This window comes from Leisingera aquimarina DSM 24565 (genome assembly GCF_000473165.1).
In the GTDB taxonomy this organism is placed as follows: Bacteria; Pseudomonadota; Alphaproteobacteria; order Rhodobacterales; family Rhodobacteraceae; genus Leisingera; species Leisingera aquimarina.
In genome coordinates, this window is the sequence record NZ_KI421504.1 from 743,871 (window position 1) to 763,830 (window position 19,960).

The following is a 19,960-nucleotide window of genomic DNA, read 5'->3' on the forward strand; positions in this document are numbered from 1 at the left end:
GGTGCACTAGCCTGCCGCCAATTGATTGAGGTGAACAATATGCACGGGCTGCGCCTGATTTCCGGTGTGATTATGGTCCTTCTGGCGGCCTGTACTGACAGATCCTTTACACCTACAATTCCTGAGGCGTTGGAACTGGGCACTCCCAAGACCATTTTCGCAGCCACAAACCGAGACCCGCTGCCCGACGGCACCTTTGGGTCGGAGCGCACCGATGGAGTCAGCCTGCTTGAACTCACGGTTTCAATCCCGCCGGATCATAAGCCTGGCTCGCTGAAGTTCGGCTACGCAAACCCGGATCCCTCCACTGAATTCACTATGGCGGGACGAAGGACATTCGAGTCAGAGGCAGCCTTTTCCGCCCGGCTGCAGCAAGAGCTGGCAAAGTTTCCCAAAAAGGAGCGCGAAGTCACGGTTTTTGTTCACGGCTTCAACTCCACCCAGGCCGAGACCGCTTTCCGGGCCGCCCAGCTGACTCACGACATTAATGTTCCCGGGGCAACGGTCATTTATTCCTGGCCAAGCAAGGGCCGTCCGCTGGGCTACGCCTACGATGGTGACAGCGTGCTGTTTGCCCGCGACGGGCTGGAGACTCTGCTGCGCAAATTGCGCGCTTCCGCGGTCGAACGGATTGTGGTTGTTGCCCATTCCATGGGCGGGCTGCTCACTATGGAAACCCTGCGTCAAATGGAGATCAAAACTCCTGGCTGGACATCGCAAAACCTGGGCGGTGTCATCCTGATGTCGCCTGACCTGGATGTTGACGTATTCAAATCCCAGATGCAGAGATTCACGCAGGTGCCGCAGCCGTTCCTGATTTTCGTTTCACGAAAAGATAACGTCCTGACACTGTCACAGCGCCTGCGCGGCCTGAATGGCCGTGAAAGACTGGGAAATCTCGGCAGTATTGACGCAGTCAGCGGTCTGCCGGTTGAAGTGATCGACACCACAGCCTTTGCAGATGAAGCGGAATCGCAGCATTTTGTGGCAGCCTCGTCGCCGGCCTTGATTGCTCTGTTAAACGGTGCGCGGGAAACCGCAGACACATTCACGCACAACCAGGACCTGCTGCAGAAAATTCTGCCCGGTCAGATTGTTATCCAGGACAGTACCATCAAGGTCGCACTGGAAAGCACGCCCGCGGACAACAGATAGTCACCGGCTGCGTCTGAGATAAACATAATAGGCGCCCTCACCGCCATGGCTGATATGGGCAGGGGTGACCTGCATCACTGCTTGCGCCAACGGCGGCAGTGACAGCCATTGCGGCACCTTGTGGCGCAGCACCCCGCGCGGGACCGGCATTGGGCCTGGCTCGTCGCGGTCCTTGCCCTTGCCGGTGATCACCAGCACCAGCCGCTTTCCGGAGGCCTGGGCAGACAGGATAAACCGGGTGAGAGAAGGGTGTGCCGAGTCGATCCGCATACCGTGCAGGTCGAGCTTGCCTTCCGGCTTAAGTTTGCCGCGCTTCATGCGGCGAAAGGATTTTTCATCCATCTGCACCGGATCCCCGGCCAGGCTGCGGGCAATCGAAGGCTTCAGATCGTGTTTCAGCGGTTTGGGCCTGGCGCGGCTTCCAATCTGAAACGGATCCAGTCTCGGCTCAGGTTGCTTAACCGGTTTGGGTTTCGGCATCGGCAGAGCAGGGGGCGTGGAATGCGCGCCCGGATGAATACGTTCGGCGTGTTTCACGACCTTGTGCCAGAGGTCGATCTCATCTCCTGTCAGTTTCCGCCGTGTCATTCAAAGGTCTTCCGGCAGCATCGCATAGGCCCGCTGGATCGGCAGCAGAACCACCATCCTCCCCGGGTCTTTCATCGTTCCAGCGGTCTCGCCGGCCTCATCACCCGTACCGACAAAAATATCAGCCCGCTGCGCGCCTTTTATTGCGGATCCGGTATCCTGGGCCACCATCAGGCGGCGCAGCGGCATATGCCCGTCCTTTTCCACCCAGACCGGCGCACCCAGCGGGGTGTATGCAGGGTCGGCGGCAATGGTGCGCATTGGCGTGACCGAACGGTTCATCGCGCCAAGCGGCCCCTTGGAAGCGGCCACTTTGCGCACTTCACGGAAGAACACATAAGACGGATTGTGTAACAGCAACTCCTTGCCGTCAGCCGGGTTGCGCCGGACCCAGGATTTGATCACTTGGGCGCTGACCTGATGGGGGTTGTAGACACCGCGACGCACCAATTCCTTGCCGATGGATTTATAAGTGTGGCCATTGGCGCCGCCATAACCGACCCGGATCATAGAGCCATCCGGCAAGCGGATCCGGCCAGAACCCTGGATCTGCAGAAAGAACAGCTCCACCGGATCATCCACCCAGGCAATCTCCAACCCGCGGGCTTCCATGACACCACTGGTCAGAATGTCCCGCCGGGGCAGCCACAAACCGGTGCCGCGCGCCTCAGGCGGCATCTTGTAGATTGGATAGCGAAACCGGCCTGTCCGGTAGCGGGAACCGCTCAGCTCCGGCTCAAAATAGCCGGTGAACAGAGCCGGATTGCCGTCCTCAATCAGAACCGGGCGGAAGAACAGTTCGAAAAACGCCCGCGCCCCTGCGGAGGTCTGCGATCGCGCCGCCTTGCACAAGGCTGCCCAGTCGGGATCCTTCAAGTCCTTGCAGGTTCCCAGAAAAACTTGCAGCGCTTGGGCATGATCATCCTGTGCCCAGCCATCCAGCTGGGCAAAGTCTAGGATGCTGGACACGGCTTCAGATTGCGCCCCGGAGGCGGTCATCGCGGCACCTGCGATAGCAGCTGCCCCAATTGCCCCCCGAAGCGCCGCAATCATGCGTCCGTCGCAACCAGCTGCCAGTTGGGGTCATCGGCACCCATGTTGCGGGCAAAGACCCAAGTGTCCTTCTGACGCTTCACTGCCTTGGGGTCGCCTTCGACAATGTCGCCGCCGCGATCGCGGACAACGGACGTCATCTCACCAACAAAACGCATGGTGATCTCAGCGCGGCCCGTTTGCGTGTCGAACGTGGCATCCGCCACGGTGGTTTCACGCACGCCGATAAACTCGGCCTCGATCTTGAACCCTTGATCCTCACGCTGCGCAACGGCATCTACAAAGCTTTCGAACACATCCTCGGCCAGGAACGGCTGGATGTCGTCCAGGTTGCCATGCTCAAAGCCCATCAAAATCATTTCGTATGCACCGCGTGCACCCTGAACGAATTCCTGGACCTGGAAGGACGGCTCAACCCGCTTCATCGCAGCCAAGGCCTGGGCCTGCGGGCTTTCATCGGCCACATAATCGGTAATGTCGCGGTCAGGGCCGCCTTCGATCACTTCCAGATCGGGGCGGCGGCTCCGCGCTTCGGATTGCGGCAGCGGTGGCTTTTCGAAACCTTCGCGTGTCCCAAGTACGCTTTTCAAGCGCAGGATCAGAAACACAGCAATACCGGCCAGAACCAAAAGCTGAATCACAGGCGACTCCATGGATACCTCATGCTAGGCGTTCGTGCTTTGTTTGAAACCAAAGCGGTCAGACCTTATGTAGGTGACGGGCGGGGGCAAGTCTACCGTCCGGGTGTATGATCGCAAGGAAACCCTCATGTATCTCTTCCTGGCCTTTCTGATGGTTCCCATCATTGAAATTGCTTTGTTTATTCAAGTTGGCGGCGCGATCGGGCTGTGGCCGACCCTGGCCATCGTGGTTTTGACGGCGGTGCTGGGTACCTGGCTGGTGAAAACCCAAGGCCGCATGGCAATGGGACAGCTGCGCTCATCGTTCCAACAATTGTCCGATCCGGCCGAACCTTTGGCCCATGGGGCTATGATCCTGTTTGCCGGCGCGCTGCTGCTGACCCCGGGTTTCTTTACCGATGCCTTTGGCTTTGCCCTGCTGATGCCGCCGGTGCGGCTGGCGGTTTACCGCTACATTCGGGCCCGTGTCACCGTGGCACAGTTCCAAATGGGGCCCGGCAGCATGCAGGGCCGCCACTATCCAGGAACCGCCGGCAGGCCGGATGATATAATTGACGGAGATTTCGAAGATGTGACCCCAGGTGAGCGTCCAAGCGGCCCGTCAGGCTGGGTTGACGGCCCCCGTTGAGCTACCCGGACCAAGCTGCTAAGCACGGTCAAAAGCATATTTTCAGGAGTATCCCGATGGCCGAAAACGGCGAAGCCCAGCAGCAGCCGCAAGTCCAGATGAACATTCTGGGCCAGTTCATCCGCGACATGTCGTTTGAAAACGTGATGGCGCAAAAAGGCACCGGTGGCGACGTGCAGCCGGACGTCAGCGTGCAGGTGAACCTGGACGCCAAAAAGCGCTCGGCCGAGAACCAGTATGAGGTTGTAACCAAGCTGACCGTTGAATCCAAGAACAAGGAAGGCGGCGAAGTCCTGTTTGTTCTGGAACTGGAATATGTCGGCGTGTTCAACATCGCCGGCGTGCCGGAAGATCAGCTGCACCCGTTCCTGTTGATCGAATGCCCGCGCATGACCTTCCCGTTCCTGCGCCGCATCGTGTCGGACGTGACCCGCGATGGCGGCTTCCCGCCGCTGAACCTGGACAACATAGACTTTGTAGCGATCTACCGCAACGAACTGGCCCGCCGTCAGACCGAAGCGGCAGCAGCAGCCCCTACTCAGTAAGGTTTCGAATATTCGGAATAAGAAACGCCGCTGGGTTTCAGCGGCGTTTTTATTTTGCAGGTCTGGCTAGGGTTCAGGAAACCTTCCACAAAGCCTCATCACCCAGCTTGGCCACGAATTCTTCATGCGCTGCCTGCTCCTCCGCAGTGATCCGCTGGGGCAAAGCCGAGGGGCGAGGGGCAGGGCGCCAGTCATCTTCCGCCTTAGTTGCACCAGAAGTTGATTGAGCAGACAGACCGAAATCCGGCTGGCGACCGCCGATGAGCTCAAGATAGACATCGGCCAAAATTTCAGAGTCGAGCAATGCCCCGTGCAGGGTCCGGTTGGTATTGTCGATGTTGAAGCGGCGGCACAGCGCATCCAGCGTCGCCGGCGAACCAGGAAAACGCTTGCGTGCCATCGCCAGCGTGTCGAGCGCCTGATCCATCGGCAGTTTGGGCAGGCCCATCCAATCCAGTTCAGCGTTCAGGAACTTCATGTCAAAGCTGGCATTATGAATGACCAGTTTAGAATCCTGCACGAAATCGAGGAAACTTTGCCCGACTTTGGCAAAAACCGGCTTGTCCCGCAGCGTCACGGCGCCGGGTTCAGGTTTTTGAGGTGGTTCCAGCAGATCAGGACCGATGCCGTGGACCGAAAACGCTTCGGCCGGCATAGAGCGTTCCGGGTTGATATACTCGTGGTACGTCTTGCCGGTGGGCATATGATTGAAAAGCTCCACCGCTCCGATTTCGACAATCCGATCGCCGGAAAACGGATCAAACCCGGTGGTCTCGGTATCAAGAACGATTTCACGCATGGCTAAGCCTATTTCTGATGTCTGCGAGGATTACTGCCACCTGCGTCTTGGCGTGTTCCAGCGTGTCTGTTTCGATCACGTAATCGGCACGGGCGCGTTTTTCCTCAATCGGCAGCTGCTTCTGAAGGATATGCTTGAATTGCTCAGCCGTCATCGTGCCGCGGGCATGAACCCGCTCCTTCTGAGTTTCTGCATCCACGAACACGCAAGCCACTGCGTCCATTTCGGCATCATTGCCCGTTTCAAACAGCAGAGGAATGTCAAAAACCAGGATATCGCTTTGCGCTTCTTCCCGGAACTCTGCCCGGTCTCGTGCGACAAGCGGATGCACGATAGCTTCGATATGCTTCAGTGCATCAGGGTTTTCACCGATGATACGTTTCAGCGCTGCGCGGCTGACTTCGCCGCCTTCGACTGCCCCGGGGAACGCCGCCTGCATGGCAGCAACAGCTGCGCCTCCCCGGCCATAAAGCCGGTGAACAGCCGCATCCGCGTCCCAGACCGCACAGCCCTGGGCGGCAAACAGCTTGGCAGTGGTGCTTTTGCCCATTCCGATGGAGCCGGTAAGGCCGAGGCTGAAACTCATCTGAGAGCCGCCGCGCGCGTTGCGGCATCCACTTCGGGGCGGTTTCCGAACCAGCGTTCGAACCCTGGCACCGCCTGATGCAATAGCATGCCCAGCCCATCAACCACAGTGCAGCCAGCATCCTCAGCCGTCTGCAGCAGGTCTGTTTTCAACGGCGCATAGATCAGGTCAGTCACAACTGCATTGCGCTGCAAACCATCCAGCGGTACCCGCAGACGCGGTTTGCCGACCATTCCCAAGGAGGTGGTGTTCACAATCAGCGCACCCTCCTCGATGACATTGCCGGCCTGAACCCATTCGACCACCCGGACCCGGTTGCCAAAGTCCGTATGCAACTGGTCAGCCCGGTCGCGGGTACGGTTGGTCAGCAGGATCTCCGGCACTCCGGCTTCCAGCAGTGAAGCAACTACAGCGCGGCAGGCACCGCCAGCGCCCAGCAGAACTGCTGGGCCTGATTGCGGATCCCAGTCCGGTGCTCCCTGATGCAGGTTGGTGATAAAGCCGTAACCATCAGTATTATCCGCCAGGATCGTTCCATCCCTGCGAAAGATCAGCGTGTTGGCAGCGCCGATCAGTTTAGCCCGGTCAGTGACCTTATCTGCAATCTCCATCACCTTTTCTTTGTGCGGAATGGTGACATTAGCACCTACAAACCCCATTTTAGGCATCAACCGGACGGTTTCGGCCAGATCATCAGGTTCCACATGCATCGGCACATAGTAACCGGAAATGCCATAGGTGTTCAGCCAGTGGCGGTGCAGCTGCGGAGATTTGGAATGTGCAACTGGACAGCCGATCACGCCGGCGAGCGGGATTTTTGCTACTGTCATTGCTCGATTACCCCTTGCAAACCCAAGTAACTGATAAGCTCCATCAGCGGCAATCCCAAGACATTAAAGTAGCTGCCATCAATGCTGACAAACAGCCGCACACCCTCTTCCTCCAGTTTGTACGCGCCCACTGCATGGCGGATGCTGTGCCAGTTCCGGCTAACATAATCCTCCAAATATGCATCAGTGCAGTTCCGCATGACCAGACGGACCTGTCCGACATGGCGCCAGATGGGCTCACCGTCGCGGTAGATCACGGCTGCAGACAACAGCATGTGCCGTTTGCCGCGCATCTCCTTCAACTGCGATACCGCTTCATCGGCATTGACAGGTTTCGAAAGAAGCCTTCCTTCGAAATCAAGAACCTGATCACATCCCAATACCAGCTTTCCGAGATGCTTCCCGCTGATCTTGCGTGCCTTGGCTTCTGCCAGCGCATCGGCGACATCACGCGGAAGAGCCTCTTCGGCCGAGAGCGCGGACTTGATCGCCTGCTCGTCCAGACGCGGGACATCGGTTTCAAATTCTATTCCGGCCTGACGCAGCAGTTGCGCCCGGATTTCGGATCCAGAAGCCAGCACTATGTGGGCAGTCATGTGGAAAACCCCGTGGGAAAGAAGCAGACGGTTTCAGGACGTTTTGTATGGTTTTCCGCGGTTAAGTAAAGACTCTCGGGGTTGACGCAAATCCCGGGATTCAATTCGCAGAGTCGTCCTTTGTGGGGCAGGATAACTTTATTTTCGTGGATATGCCGGCTCTCCTCGGATCATCCCGGTCTTATCCCCAAGCATGGATAGGTAAACACAGCGTTAATGTGCCTTATTTAAAGGGCGTTCAGAAAATTTCCATGCGCCTGTCCCATCCCATCTGGAATCTTATCCCTGCTGGGGATAAGCGGAGGAGGATTCACTTATCCACCGGAATCCATGCACACTACAAAAACATCATCCTTCTAATATTTCTTTATTTATTAGGGTGAACTGATCTGACCGGGGAGAACTGCCAATGGACCTGAGCGACCTGATGTTCACGCTCTACCCGTATGCCAAATCGCTGCACATCATGGCTGTGCTCAGCTGGATGGCAGGGCTTTTCTATCTCCCCCGTTTGTTCGTGTATCACGTGGAGCAGGCAGAGAAGGTCCAGGATACGGTACCGATCTTTCTCCAAATGGAAGAGAAACTCCTCAGGATCATCATGCGACCCGCTATGTATGTATCGTGGGCTGCAGGGCTGTTCATTGTGCTAACGCCTGGGATCGTCGACTGGAGCTATGTCTGGCCCTGGACCAAGGGCGTATCCGTGATCGCCATGACTTGGTTCCATCATTGGCTGCTGTTCCGCTATCGCGACTTTTCTGCAGGGAAGAACAGACTGTCGGGCCGGCAGTTTCGGATGATGAACGAAGTGCCGACTGCTCTGATGGTGGTGATTGTCGTCTCGGTGATCTTCAAATTCTAGCACAGAGGCGCAGAAAGGGGCCTGACAGGCCTGGAACGTCTGCAGCCGGCGTTTGACTCATCTGGAACGAGTCCCTATGTATGGCTCCCAACGGGCCCGTCCGGGCCACCGTGTTTTCCAATCCTGTCGTGTGACCAACCCCTGGGTAAGCGGGGGAGTAGAGGCCGTATCTATATGACCGTGCAATCCCTGAATCTGTCCGATCTCAAGGCGAAAAGCCCCAAGTCTCTGCTGGCTATGGCTGAGGAACTGGAGATCGAAAACGCTTCGACCATGCGCAAGGGCGAGATGATGTTCCAGATCCTGCGTGAACGCGCGGATGAGGGCTGGGATATCAGCGGTGACGGCGTGCTTGAAGTGTTGCAGGACGGGTTTGGATTCCTTCGCTCGCCTGAGGCTAACTACTTGCCGGGTCCAGACGATATCTATGTCTCGCCTGACATGATCCGTCAGTACTCCCTTCGGACTGGTGATACCGTAGACGGCCAGATCAAGGCGCCGCTGGAGACCGAACGCTACTTTGCGCTGACCAACGTCACCATGATCAACTTTGAAGAGCCTGAAAAGGCCCGCCACAAGATCGCCTTTGACAACCTCACGCCGCTCTATCCGGATGAACGGCTGAAGATGGAAGTCGAGGATCCCACCATCAAGGACCGCTCAGCGCGGGTGATCGACCTGGTCGCGCCGATCGGCAAAGGCCAGCGGTCGCTGATCGTGGCACCGCCGCGGACCGGTAAAACGGTGATCCTGCAGAACATCGCGCATTCGATCGAGAAGAACCATCCCGAGTGCTATCTGATCGTTCTGCTGATCGACGAGCGCCCGGAAGAGGTGACCGACATGCAGCGTTCGGTGAAGGGCGAAGTTGTCTCTTCTACCTTTGATGAGCCTGCCACACGCCACGTTGCAGTGTCGGAAATGGTGATCGAAAAGGCCAAGCGTCTGGTGGAGCATAAACGAGATGTTGTGATCCTCCTCGACTCGATCACAAGACTTGGTAGGGCCTTTAACACTGTTGTGCCGTCGTCAGGCAAGGTTTTGACCGGTGGTGTTGATGCAAACGCCCTGCAGCGTCCCAAGCGCTTCTTTGGTGCTGCCCGGAACATCGAAGAGGGCGGCTCGCTCACCATCATCGCCACTGCACTGATCGACACGGGCAGCCGGATGGACGAGGTGATCTTCGAAGAATTCAAAGGCACCGGCAACTCGGAAATCGTGCTGGACCGCAAAATTGCCGACAAGCGCGTATTCCCGGCGATCGACATCCTCAAGTCTGGCACCCGGAAAGAGGACTTGCTGGTCGACAAGGTCGATCTTGCCAAGACCTTTGTTCTGCGCCGTATTCTGAACCCGATGGGAACTACCGATGCGATTGAGTTCCTGCTGTCCAAGCTGAAGCAGACAAAGTCGAACACCGAGTTCTTCGACTCGATGAACACCTGATCCGGGCGGGCGAGTTAAAAAGGGCCATCCCATGGACACGATCTTTGCGCTGGCCTCCGCACAAGGAAAGGCCGGAGTTTCGGTAATCCGAATCTCCGGTCCTTTGGCGCATGAAGTCGGCGCGCAGCTTTGCGGAGGCGTATTGCCGGCGCGGGGTAAGAGCCTGCGTATCTTGCAAGAAGAATCCGGTGAGCGCCTTGATGAAGCATTGGTGCTGAGCTTTTCGGCTCCCAAGAGCTTCACTGGTGAAGATACTGTTGAATTTCAAGTACATGGAAGTACGGCTGTTGTATCAGCTGTGCTTGAAAATCTAGGCCGCTTCACTGGTTTACGGATGGCTGAACCGGGAGAATTCACTCGGCGTGCTTTGGAAAACGGAAACCTTGACTTGGCTCAGGTCGAGGGGCTCGCGGATCTGATTGATGCGGAAACCGACGCACAACGCAAGCAGGCACAGGTCATTCTTGCCGGCGGGCTCGGGAAGTTGGCTGAAACTTGGCGCACCAGTCTGATTCGCGCGGCTTCTTTGATCGAAGTAACAATTGATTTCGCTGACGAGGAAGTTCCTGTTGATGTAACCCCGGAAGTTTCTGCGCTGCTGGCTGAAGTTCAAGCCGGTCTCGAAAGAGAGACTGATGGGGTGAAAATTGCTGAACGAATCCGCAGCGGATTCGAAGTTGCCATCATTGGTGCACCCAATGTGGGAAAATCCACGCTGCTGAATGCGCTGGCCGGCCGCGAAGCGGCAATCACGTCTGAATTTGCCGGGACCACCCGCGATATTATCGAAGTGCGCATGGATCTGGCCGGCTTGCCAGTCACTTTGCTGGACACTGCAGGTTTGCGGGATACCGACGACCACGTTGAAGGCATTGGCATCGCTTTAGCGCGGAAACGCGCGGAAGATGCGGATATGCGTGTATTTTTGGCTGAAGATAGTGATGTTCTGGATGTCGCGATGGAGGATGGTGATATCCGTCTTCAACCAAAGGCTGACCTCCGCCAAGATGCGGTAAATGCCATCTCAGGAAGGTCAGGTCAGGGTATTGACAGGCTTGTCGAACACATTTCATTAGTTCTGCAAAACCGGTCAGCTCAAGCTGGAATCGCGACTCGCGCTCGACACAGGGATGCTATGCTGTCTGCGTTGGTGAGTTTGGCCGAGGCACAGGAAATTCTGTCGCGTGGTTCGGAATTCTATGATATCGCCGCCGAAGAGATACGCTCGGCAATCCGGGCCCTGGAAACGCTGGTTGGCCGGATCGGGGTGGAGAATCTCCTAGATGAGATTTTCTCGAGCTTCTGTCTGGGAAAGTGAAGGAGTGTTTCACGTGAAACATTCGAAATATGATGTGATTGTGGTTGGTGGCGGGCATGCCGGCTCGGAAGCCGCTCATGCTGCCGCACGAATGGGTGCGAAAACAGTACTGATCACGCTGGATCGCAATGGAATCGGTGTGATGTCTTGCAATCCTGCTATTGGAGGATTGGGTAAGGGGCATCTTGTTCGGGAAATTGATGCCCTTGACGGAGTAATGGGCCGTGTTGCTGATCTTTCTGGGATACAATTCCGTCTCCTGAATCGCCGGAAAGGGCCTGCGGTTCAAGGTCCAAGAGCGCAATCTGACCGAACGATTTACCGTCAGGAAATGCTGAGGCTAACTGAAGCGCAACCGAACCTGGAAATTCTAGAAGGTGAAGTGACCGATTTTCTCATGTCGGGTAAGTCGGTTTCCGGTGCAGTGTTGGCTGATGGTAGTGAAGTACCGGCTAAGACGGTTATTCTCACCTCCGGAACATTTCTACGTGGCGTTATTCACATTGGAGATGTTTCCAGACCTGGAGGCCGGATTGGTGATAGACCTTCCGTACGGCTAGCTGAACGCCTGGACAGTTTTGAACTGCCCCTAGGCCGGCTGAAGACTGGTACGCCGCCCCGGCTGGACGGGCGTACAATCGATTGGGACAGTCTGGAAGCCCAACCAGGGGACGATGACCCAGTTTTCTTCTCGTTTATGACAAGGGCAATAAGCGCTAAGCAAGTTTCCTGCGGGATTACCCACACAAATACACAGACACATGACATCATCCGGAAAAACCTGGAGCGGTCAGCCATGTACGGCGGGCACATTGAAGGTGTCGGTCCACGATACTGTCCGTCGATAGAAGACAAGGTTGTTCGCTTTTCTGACAAGGAATCGCATCAGATATTTTTGGAGCCGGAGGGTGTTTCGGATCACAAAGTCTACCCAAATGGAATCTCTACAAGCCTGCCGCAAGACGTTCAGGAGGCATATGTCCGGTCCATCAAGGGGCTTGAAAGAACAGAGATCCTCCAGCCAGGGTATGCAATTGAATATGACTATGTAGATCCCAGAATTTTGAGGCTGGACCTGTCCGTGAAGGACGTTCCAGGTTTGTATTTGGCCGGGCAGATAAATGGGACAACCGGATACGAGGAGGCAGCCGCACAGGGCTTGGTTGCCGGCGTGAACGCTGCGCGTATGGCTCGGAAGGAGGAACCGGTTACGTTTGGCCGGTCGACCAGCTACATAGGCGTAATGATCGACGATCTCACCACAAATGGTGTCAGCGAGCCCTACCGAATGTTTACATCCCGTGCTGAATTTCGCCTATCCTTGCGGGCAGATAACGCAGACCAGAGGCTAACGCCCAAAGCGATCGAACTGGGTTGTGTCAGCGAAGGCCGGCGGATTGCGTTCTTGGAGAAAAATGAGTGTCTGACCTCCGGTCGAAACATCTTGGAATCACAAACATTTACACCCAAGGAAGTTTCCTCGGCTGGTATACGTATCAATCAAGATGGAAACCGTCGAAATGGAATGGACGTTCTTGCGTTTCCTGATGTCTCCTTTGAGGATGTTATCCCGCTGATTCCGAAGTTGTCAGAAGTCGGAGAAGATATTCGTCGGCAGTTGGAGCGTGATGCTCTCTACGCTAACTACATTGCACGCCAAGAGCGGGAAGTTTCGGCGATGAAGAGGGATGAGGGTTATCGCTTTCCCGCCGACTTTTCATTTGAAGGAATTGAAGGTCTTTCCAAGGAACTTCAAAGCAAATTGTCCCAGTCCAGACCAGAAACTCTGGCGCAAGCTGCGCGCATTGATGGAATAACACCTGCTGCGCTTGCGCTTCTTCTCGCACGTTTGCGCCGTGGTCTTTCCAGAGAGGGGAAGACCGCGTGAAGAAAGGAATGCTTTTTGAAAGCCTTGATGTTTCACGTGAAACATTTCAGAGGCTTGAGGTGTTTGAACAGGTTATTCAAAAGTGGAACCCAAAAATAAATCTCGTATCGAAATCGAGCTTGGAACATATTTGGATGCGCCACATTGCAGATTCAATACAAGTTTTTCGTTGTACAGATCCTGCTGAGCATTGGGTCGATATAGGTAGTGGGGGCGGATTCCCCGGTCTGATTATCGCCCTTTTGGCCGCAGATGAAGCACCAAACATGAAGGTAACATTGATCGAAAGTGATCAGAGGAAATCTGCATTCCTTAGAACAGCTGCACGAGAATGTTCCGTCAAAGCGACTGTTTTGACGGAAAGAATTGAAAAGGCTAAACCTCAGGCGGCTGACATTCTGTCTGCACGGGCCTTGGCGGACTTGTCCACTTTGCTAGAATTTTCAGAGCGCCATCTGTCACCCGAAGGGGTAGCGCTGTTTCCCAAGGGAGAGAGCTGGAAAAAAGAAGTGGATAACGCACGGCAGCAATGGCAGTTCGATGCGGAACAGGTTAAAAGTCTGACAGAACAAGAAGCAGTAATCCTAAAAATAAGGGAAGTGGCACGTGTCTGATTATTCCCGCCCTGAGGGGCCTCGTATTATCGCGGTCGCAAATCAGAAAGGCGGGGTTGGGAAGACAACGACAGCCATAAATCTGGCGGCTGCTTTGGTAGAAACCGGACTTCGTGTGTTGGTCGTCGATCTTGATCCTCAAGGGAATGCCTCAACTGGCCTTGGGATTGAACCGTCGGATCGGGATCTGACAACATATGATCTTTTGGTTGAAGACTCATCTCTGAGTGACGTCATTCAAACGACGGAGATTGAGGATCTGTGTATCATCCCAGCGACTGTTGATCTCAGCTCGGCTGACATCGAACTGTTTACCAATGAAAAACGCAGTTTCCTTCTGCATGATGCTCTGCGCCAAACCGCGATGGACGAATATGATTGGGACTATGTTCTGATTGATTGCCCGCCCTCGCTGAATCTTCTGACAGTCAATGCAATGGTAGCAGCGCACTCAGTTCTGGTTCCGTTGCAAAGCGAGTTTTTTGCCTTAGAAGGCGTGACCCAACTCATGCTGACAATTAGAGAAGTGCGGCAGTCAGCGAATCCAAACCTTCGGATTGAAGGGATTGTCCTGACTATGTTTGATCGTCGCAACAACTTGTCGCAGCAGGTGGAGCAGGACGCCCGGGAAAATCTGGGAGATTTGGTGTTTCAAACAAAGATCCCGCGCAATGTCCGGGTGAGCGAGGCACCTTCTTATGCGCAACCGGTTCTAAACTATGACACAAACTCTCTTGGCGCACAGGCATACCGAGCGTTGGCAGAGGAAATCCTTACTAAACATCACAAGATAGCGGCGTAAATGCAGAATACCTACCGGAGGCAATCATGGCAGACAAAAAAACAAAACCACGCGGACTGGGCCGGGGATTGTCAGCGTTGATGGCAGATGTGAACCCTGCACCGGTGAGCACGCAGCCAGAGGCACCTAGGAACGCAGAAATTCTGGTGCCGATCGAAAATGTCATTGCCAACCCAAATCAGCCGCGCCGGCAGTTCTTGCAAGAAGATTTGGATGATCTGACGGCCTCGATTAAGGAAAAGGGCGTTCTTCAGCCACTGATCGTGCGGCCGCGGCCGGGTGGAAAATTCGAGATTGTGGCTGGTGAACGCCGCTGGCGCGCCTCTCAGGCGGCCCAGCTGCATGAAGTTCCTGTGCTGATCCGGGACTACTCGGATCTTGAAATGATGGAAGTGGCCATCATCGAAAACATCCAGCGCTCGGATCTCAATGCGTTGGAAGAGGCGCAGAGCTACAAGCAGCTGATGGAAAAATTCGGTCATACGCAGGAACGGATGGCAGAGGCACTTGGAAAGAGCCGGAGCCATATTGCCAATCTAGTGCGCTTGCTGCACCTGCCGGATGATGTTCAAACCCTGGTGCAGGAACGAAAACTGTCGGCTGGCCATGCCCGGGCATTGATCACTTCGGACAATGCTTCGGATCTTGCTGCGAAAATTGTCAAAGGTGGCTTGTCGGTTCGCGCAACTGAAGCATTGGTCAAGAAAGATGCCGCTGGAGTTCAGACGATTGCCGAAAAGAAACCGAGAAAGCCGCAGGAAAAGGATGCGGATACCCGTGCCCTTGAAGGGGATCTGTCGGCAGTTCTGAAAATGAAAGTGGCCATCGATCACAAGCCTGGCGGTGAGGCCGGCGCTGTTACGATCAGCTACGAAAGTCTGGATCAACTGGATGAGCTGTGCAATCTTCTCAGCCGCTAGGCCGGGTCCAGATGAATATTAGAACCAAAGAGAGGACAGGTGCTTGGATCCCTACTATGTAACCAGGGGCACCAAGCAGCAGAGATAGTCCGAATACGGCGGTAATCGAAACGGTTGCCGCCTTTTTTGCGCCCGGCCGGATGGCACCGTGGTCGCGCCAATCCAGGATCATAGGACCAAAAATGTTATGATCAACGATCCAAGTGTGCAGGCGTTCGGATGAGTTGGCGAAGAAGAACGCAGCGAGGAGAAGGAAGGGGACCGTTGGAAGCAAGGGCAGAACAATACCTATGACGGCCAAACCGACACAGAACAGTCCTAGGCCGGCGTAAACAAAGCGCATTGCTTCAATCCATCAACAGTTCGCGGAGGACCGCATTCAATAGTGCGCGTCCCTGATCCGTCGCGCAAAGCCTCTGCTCTGAGATAGTGATCATGCCCATCTGTACAAGGTCCGAAAGTCGACTCTCAGGGAGAATAACGCCTGAAAGTTGAGTGTACCGTGCCAAATCCAGACCTTCGGACAGGCGCATCCCCATCATCATGTATTCTGCCGCAGCATCTTCCTTCGAAAGAGAGTCGCGCAGGGATTCTCCGTTTCCCTTGCTGACCGCTTTCAGCCAGGCACCTGGGGCCAGATGGGTTTCCGTCGCGTACCGGGTACCATCTATACTCAAACGGCCATGGGCGCCGGGGCCGATCCCGGCATAGTCGCCATATCGCCAATAGATCAGGTTGTGACGGGATTCCGAACCCGGCTTGGCGTGGTTGGAGATTTCATAGCCGGCCATGCCAAAAGACGCGCAGATGTCCTGGGTCGCCTGGTACATATCCGCGGCGGTGTCGTCGGCCGGCAGGCCGCGCAGTTTACCCCGGGCGTAGCGATCACCAAAAGCGGTGCCGTCCTCAATTGTCAGCTGGTAGAGCGACAGGTGGTCAATAGCCATGGAAAGTGCTTCGCTAAGTTCTGCTTCCCAGGTTTTCAGTGTTTGGCCCTGACGGGCATAAATCAAATCAAAGCTGACCCGGTCAAAGCATTTGCGGGCGATATCAAAGGCTGCTTTTGCTTCGGAGACACTGTGAATACGTCCCAGCCGGCGCAGGTCCTCGTCGTTCAGGGCCTGAATGCCCATGGAGATCCTGTTGACTCCGGCGTCGCGGTAGCCGGCAAAGCGACCTGCCTCAACCGAGCCGGGATTTGCTTCAAGAGAGATCTCTATGTCATTGGCAAAGAGCCAAATTTCACGTGCCCTATCGATAACAGCGGCGACAGTTTCCGGCTGCATCAGAGAGGGAGTGCCGCCGCCGAAGAAGATTGAGTTGAGGACACGGCCTGAGAGCTGTTCCGAGAGTCTGTCGAGTTCGCTCAAATAGGCTCTAACCCATAGTTTTTGGTCTATTTTCGCGGAGACATGACTGTTGAAGTCGCAATAGGGGCATTTGGCCTGGCAAAAGGGCCAATGCACGTAGAGACCAAAGCCCCCATTGCGCCAGTCATCCACCGAAACAGCCCCGGATGAACTGGGCGACTGCCTTGCCGCGATGGCTGATCTTGTTCTTTTCCGTTGGGTCCATTTCGGCGCAGGTGATGCTATAACCGTCCGGTTGGAACATCGGATCGTAACCAAAACCATGCTCGCCACGGATCGGCCAGACCAGTTGGCCGGGCATCACGCCTTCGAACACCTCGTCGTGGCCGTCGGGCCAGGCGATGACCAGGGTGCAGCGGAACTGGGCGGTGCGGGCCGCCGCGGGGCCTGCAGCGTTCAGTTCGTCATTGGCGCGGGTCATCGCCATTTGGAAGTCACGGCCATTAGGGGTTTCTGCCCAATCGGCGGTGTAGACACCCGGGGCACCATTCAGAGCGTCGATAGTGATCCCGGAATCGTCGGACAAGGCTGGCAGGCCGGTTGCCTTGGCCGCCGCATGGGCCTTGATGCGGGCATTGCCGACAAATGTGTCCTCAGTTTCTTCTGGCTCCGGCAGGTTCATTTCGCCGGCGCCGGCAACGCTGACACCAAAGGGGGCGAGTATCTCAGTGATCTCGTTCAGCTTGCCCTTGTTGTGGGTGGCGACAAGCAGCTTGCCGCCTTCCAGTTTGCGGATCATTTGCAGGCGGCCTTTTGCATCTCTGCGAGTTCTGCGGTTCCCTTGGCGGCCAGATCCATCAGCTGGTTCATCTGATCGCGGGAGAACAGGGATCCTTCAGCGGACATCTGCACTTCGATCAGCTTGCCCGAGCCGGTCATGATGAAGTTGCCGTCGACGCCGGCCTCGGAATCCTCCGGGTAGTCCAGATCCAGCACCGGCTGGCCTGCATAGATGCCGCATGACACAGCAGAAACGGGATCCATCAGCGGGTCAATGTGGACGTCGCCGGCTTTCATCAGCTTGTTGACCGCCAGGCGCAGGGCTACCCAGCCGCCGGTGATCGAGGCGCAACGGGTACCGCCATCGGCTTGCAGGACGTCACAGTCGACGGTGATCTGACGCTCGCCCAATGCAACGCGGTCGACGCCAGCGCGCAGTGCGCGGCCGATCAGACGCTGAATTTCCACCGTACGGCCGCCTTGCTTGCCTGACGCAGCTTCGCGGCGCATCCGGGTATTGGTGGCGCGCGGCAGCATACCGTATTCTGCAGTAACCCAGCCTAAGCCGGTTCCCTTGATAAACGGCGGCACCCGGTCTTCAATGGTGGCAGTGCACAGGACATGGGTATCGCCAGCCTTGATCAGGCAAGAGCCCTCAGCGTGCTTGGTGAATCCGGTCTCGATCGACACGGCGCGCATTTCATTCAGTTCTCGTCCTGAGGGTCTCATGGCACATCCTTTATTTGCTGGCTTGGGGATATCCCCCGGATGCCAAGCTATGCAAGCCCGATTGACCTTTTCCCACGCTGCTCTTTAATGACAACCTAGCTTTGGGTTCTTATGTTGAATCCGCAAGAAACGCTGGAATATCGATGAGCGACGCGAACAATATTCTGCAAGACCTGAATGACCGCTCGCGGGAAGTTTTCCGGACGGTGGTCGAAAGCTATTTGGAGAGCGGCGATCCAGTTGGGAGCCGTACGCTGACACGTTCATTGAGCGAAAAGGTAAGCGCGGCCACGGTTCGTAACGTAATGCAGGACCTGGAATATCTTGGCCTTCTGGACAGCCCGCACGTAAGCGCTGGCAGGGTGCCGACACAAATGGGCTTGCGGATGTTTGTCGATGGGTTGCTGGAAGTTGGCGACCTCAACGTGCAGGACCGCGAGAAGATTGATGCGACACTTGGGCGGAATGCCGGCGATGTCGGCGGGATGCTGGACCGGGTCGGCGCAGCGTTGTCCGGTGTGACCCAGGGGGCGTCGCTGGTGCTGACTCCCAAGCATGAGGCTGAGATCCGGCATATTGAATTTGTGTCCCTGGCGCATGACAGGGCCTTGGTGGTTCTGGTGTTCTCGGACGGCCATGTGGAGAACCGCCTGTTTACCCCGCCGCCGGGTCAGACGCCCAGTTCGATGCGGGAGGCGGCGAATTTCCTCAATGCGCTGATTGAGGGGAAGACACTGAGCGAGGTGCAGCGGCAGATCCAGACCGAAATCTCGGCGCGGCGCCAGGAAATCGACAGCCTGGCACATGCTATGATTGAAAGCGGACTGGCGGTCTGGGAGCAGGATGGCAGCGAGCAGGCCCGGCTGATTGTGCGCGGGCGGGCGAATCTGCTGGCCAAAACCGGTGCGGCGGAGGAGCTGGAGCGGATACGGACCCTGTTTGACGATTTAGAGCGCAAGCGTGACATCGCCGAATTTCTGGAACTGACCGAAGACGGCGATGGCGTGCGCATTTTTATCGGTTCGGAGAACAAACTTTTCTCACTTTCGGGTTCCTCTTTGGTGGTGTCTCCCTATATGAACGCGGATCGAAAGATCATCGGTGCGGTAGGGGTGATTGGCCCGACGCGCCTGAATTACGGACGGATTGTGCCGATTGTAGACTATACGGCACAACTGGTCGGCAAACTGTTGTCGGACCGGAGTTAGAGGTGAAACATGGCAGAGCTCAAGGACGAAGACTTTCTGGATGATATCGCTGCCGCCGAGGCTGAAGAGCTGGCGGGGCAGACCGAGGAATTTGATGATGCCTCGTTGGAAATCGATGCACTCCGGGCGGAACGGGATGAGCTGAAGGACAGGTTCATGCGGGCGCTGGCGGATGCTGAGAACGCCCGCAAGCGCGGTGACAAGGCACGCCGGGAAGCAGAGAATTACGGTGGCTCGAAACTGGCTCGTGACATGCTGCCGGTTTACGACAACATGAAGCGCGCGATCGAAGCGGCGACCGACGAGCAGCGCGAAGTTGCGGCGGCACTGATCGAAGGTGTGGAACTGACCATGCGCTCGCTGCTGGGTGTGTTCGAAAAGCACGGCATCCGGGTTGTGTCGCCGGAAGTTGGCGACAAGTTTGATCCGCAGGTGCATGAGGCTATGTTCGAAGCACCGGTTCCGGGCACCAAGGCAGGCGACATCATCCAGGTTTCTGCAGAAGGCTTCATGTTGCATGACCGCCTGCTGCGGGCGGCACAGGTTGGCGTTTCTTCGACACCGGCGGGCTAAAAAACAGGCCCTTCGGACCTGTGCCTTCGGCGAGTACTTTTGAAAAGATGAAAGGGCGGTCCCGGATGGGGCCGCCCTTTGTCTTT

23 protein-coding genes are annotated in these 19,960 nt (G+C 56.2%); 12 read left to right on the plus strand and 11 right to left on the minus strand.

What is annotated here, in order from left to right; translation table 11 throughout:
• Positions 1-39 precede the first annotated feature (39 nt).
• A complete protein-coding gene (locus tag AQUI_RS0107515; RefSeq protein WP_027256967.1) occupies positions 40-1,155 on the plus strand; it encodes an alpha/beta hydrolase in 1,116 nt (371 codons plus the stop codon).
• On the opposite strand, the gene AQUI_RS0107520 is transcribed toward AQUI_RS0107515, so the two are convergent.
• Genes AQUI_RS0107520 through AQUI_RS0107530 form a run of 3 tightly spaced genes read right to left on the minus strand, consistent with a single transcriptional unit; the run spans position 1,156 to position 3,449 of the window.
• On the minus strand, positions 1,156-1,743 hold the full coding sequence (locus AQUI_RS0107520) for a Smr/MutS family protein (protein WP_027256968.1): 588 nt from the start codon (positions 1,741-1,743) through the stop codon (positions 1,156-1,158).
• Positions 1,744-2,796, minus strand: coding sequence for a murein transglycosylase A (mltA, locus tag AQUI_RS0107525; protein ID WP_027256969.1), 1,053 nt, complete (start codon positions 2,794-2,796; stop codon positions 1,744-1,746). It abuts the gene before it with no gap.
• Positions 2,793-3,449 carry a Tim44/TimA family putative adaptor protein gene (locus AQUI_RS0107530; protein ID WP_027256970.1) on the minus strand — a complete coding sequence of 219 codons (657 nt, stop codon included), beginning with the start codon at positions 3,447-3,449 and terminating at the stop codon, positions 2,793-2,795. The genes mltA and AQUI_RS0107530 overlap by 4 nt, the downstream gene beginning before the upstream one ends.
• A gap of 115 nt (positions 3,450-3,564) precedes the next feature.
• Here AQUI_RS0107530 and AQUI_RS0107535 point away from each other — a divergent pair, with 115 nt between their 5' ends.
• Together AQUI_RS0107535 and secB are read left to right on the plus strand one after the other, a co-directional pair.
• Positions 3,565-4,065, plus strand: coding sequence for an FxsA family protein (locus AQUI_RS0107535; RefSeq protein ID WP_027256971.1), 501 nt, complete (start codon positions 3,565-3,567; stop codon positions 4,063-4,065).
• Positions 4,066-4,121: 56 nt separating this feature from the next.
• Positions 4,122-4,610 (plus strand): protein-export chaperone SecB, encoded by a 489-nt coding sequence (gene secB, locus AQUI_RS0107540; protein ID WP_027256972.1) that lies wholly within the window; start codon positions 4,122-4,124, stop codon positions 4,608-4,610.
• A 73-nt stretch (positions 4,611-4,683) separates the two neighbouring features.
• Here secB and dnaQ read toward each other — a convergent pair whose 3' ends face one another.
• From dnaQ to AQUI_RS0107560, 4 genes are read right to left on the minus strand one after another with little or no spacing between them, the layout of a single operon-like run.
• Positions 4,684-5,409 (minus strand): DNA polymerase III subunit epsilon, encoded by a 726-nt coding sequence (dnaQ, locus tag AQUI_RS0107545; protein WP_027256973.1) that lies wholly within the window; start codon positions 5,407-5,409, stop codon positions 4,684-4,686.
• Positions 5,402-5,995, minus strand: coding sequence for a dephospho-CoA kinase (gene coaE / locus AQUI_RS0107550; RefSeq protein ID WP_027256974.1), 594 nt, complete (start codon positions 5,993-5,995; stop codon positions 5,402-5,404). Before coaE ends, dnaQ begins: the two co-directional genes overlap by 8 nt.
• Positions 5,992-6,825 (minus strand): shikimate dehydrogenase, encoded by an 834-nt coding sequence (locus AQUI_RS0107555; protein ID WP_027256975.1) that lies wholly within the window; start codon positions 6,823-6,825, stop codon positions 5,992-5,994. Before AQUI_RS0107555 ends, coaE begins: the two co-directional genes overlap by 4 nt.
• The gene (locus AQUI_RS0107560) at positions 6,822-7,421 is read right to left on the minus strand and encodes a Maf family protein (protein ID WP_027256976.1); all 600 of its coding nucleotides are present in this window, start codon (positions 7,419-7,421) and stop codon (positions 6,822-6,824) included. Before AQUI_RS0107560 ends, AQUI_RS0107555 begins: the two co-directional genes overlap by 4 nt.
• Before the next feature lie 409 nt (positions 7,422-7,830).
• On the opposite strand from AQUI_RS0107560, the gene AQUI_RS0107565 reads away from it, so the two are divergent.
• From AQUI_RS0107565 to AQUI_RS0107595, 7 genes are all read left to right on the plus strand, one after another.
• Positions 7,831-8,286: a CopD family protein gene (locus tag AQUI_RS0107565; protein ID WP_027256977.1), complete on the plus strand. Its 456-nt coding sequence runs from the start codon at positions 7,831-7,833 to the stop codon at positions 8,284-8,286.
• A gap of 174 nt (positions 8,287-8,460) precedes the next feature.
• Positions 8,461-9,732, plus strand: coding sequence for a transcription termination factor Rho (gene rho / locus AQUI_RS0107570; protein WP_027256978.1), 1,272 nt, complete (start codon positions 8,461-8,463; stop codon positions 9,730-9,732).
• 31 nt (positions 9,733-9,763) lie between these two features.
• Positions 9,764-11,050 (plus strand): tRNA uridine-5-carboxymethylaminomethyl(34) synthesis GTPase MnmE, encoded by a 1,287-nt coding sequence (mnmE, locus tag AQUI_RS0107575; protein ID WP_027256979.1) that lies wholly within the window; start codon positions 9,764-9,766, stop codon positions 11,048-11,050.
• A 13-nt stretch (positions 11,051-11,063) separates the two neighbouring features.
• Positions 11,064-12,938: a tRNA uridine-5-carboxymethylaminomethyl(34) synthesis enzyme MnmG gene (gene mnmG / locus AQUI_RS0107580; protein ID WP_027256980.1), complete on the plus strand. Its 1,875-nt coding sequence runs from the start codon at positions 11,064-11,066 to the stop codon at positions 12,936-12,938.
• A gap of 8 nt (positions 12,939-12,946) precedes the next feature.
• Entirely contained in the window at positions 12,947-13,552 is a 606-nt protein-coding gene (gene rsmG, locus AQUI_RS0107585) for a 16S rRNA (guanine(527)-N(7))-methyltransferase RsmG (RefSeq protein WP_027256981.1), read from the plus strand.
• The gene (locus AQUI_RS0107590; protein WP_027256982.1) at positions 13,545-14,354 is read left to right on the plus strand and encodes a ParA family protein; all 810 of its coding nucleotides are present in this window, start codon (positions 13,545-13,547) and stop codon (positions 14,352-14,354) included. Before rsmG ends, AQUI_RS0107590 begins: the two co-directional genes overlap by 8 nt.
• Before the next feature lie 26 nt (positions 14,355-14,380).
• A complete protein-coding gene (locus AQUI_RS0107595) occupies positions 14,381-15,274 on the plus strand; it encodes a ParB/RepB/Spo0J family partition protein (RefSeq protein ID WP_027256983.1) in 894 nt (297 codons plus the stop codon).
• Here AQUI_RS0107595 and AQUI_RS0107600 read toward each other — a convergent pair.
• From AQUI_RS0107600 to rph, 4 genes are read right to left on the minus strand one after another with little or no spacing between them, the layout of a single operon-like run.
• The gene (locus AQUI_RS0107600; RefSeq protein WP_027256984.1) at positions 15,264-15,617 is read right to left on the minus strand and encodes a YbaN family protein; all 354 of its coding nucleotides are present in this window, start codon (positions 15,615-15,617) and stop codon (positions 15,264-15,266) included. The two genes, AQUI_RS0107595 and AQUI_RS0107600, sit on opposite strands and share 11 nt — an antisense overlap.
• Positions 15,618-15,621: 4 nt before the next feature.
• Positions 15,622-16,776 (minus strand): radical SAM family heme chaperone HemW, encoded by a 1,155-nt coding sequence (gene hemW, locus AQUI_RS0107605; RefSeq protein WP_027256985.1) that lies wholly within the window; start codon positions 16,774-16,776, stop codon positions 15,622-15,624.
• Positions 16,769-17,383: an RdgB/HAM1 family non-canonical purine NTP pyrophosphatase gene (rdgB, locus tag AQUI_RS0107610; RefSeq protein ID WP_027256986.1), complete on the minus strand. Its 615-nt coding sequence runs from the start codon at positions 17,381-17,383 to the stop codon at positions 16,769-16,771. The genes hemW and rdgB overlap by 8 nt, the downstream gene beginning before the upstream one ends.
• Positions 17,380-18,093, minus strand: coding sequence for a ribonuclease PH (gene rph / locus AQUI_RS0107615; protein ID WP_027256987.1), 714 nt, complete (start codon positions 18,091-18,093; stop codon positions 17,380-17,382). Before rph ends, rdgB begins: the two co-directional genes overlap by 4 nt.
• 143 nt (positions 18,094-18,236) lie before the next feature.
• Between rph and hrcA the strand changes: the two genes are divergently transcribed.
• Together hrcA and AQUI_RS0107625 are read left to right on the plus strand one after the other, a co-directional pair.
• The gene (hrcA, locus tag AQUI_RS0107620; protein WP_027256988.1) at positions 18,237-19,301 is read left to right on the plus strand and encodes a heat-inducible transcriptional repressor HrcA; all 1,065 of its coding nucleotides are present in this window, start codon (positions 18,237-18,239) and stop codon (positions 19,299-19,301) included.
• A 9-nt stretch (positions 19,302-19,310) separates the two neighbouring features.
• Positions 19,311-19,874, plus strand: a complete 564-nt coding sequence (locus AQUI_RS0107625) for a nucleotide exchange factor GrpE (RefSeq protein ID WP_027256989.1) — start codon at positions 19,311-19,313, stop codon at positions 19,872-19,874.
• Positions 19,875-19,960 lie beyond the last annotated feature (86 nt).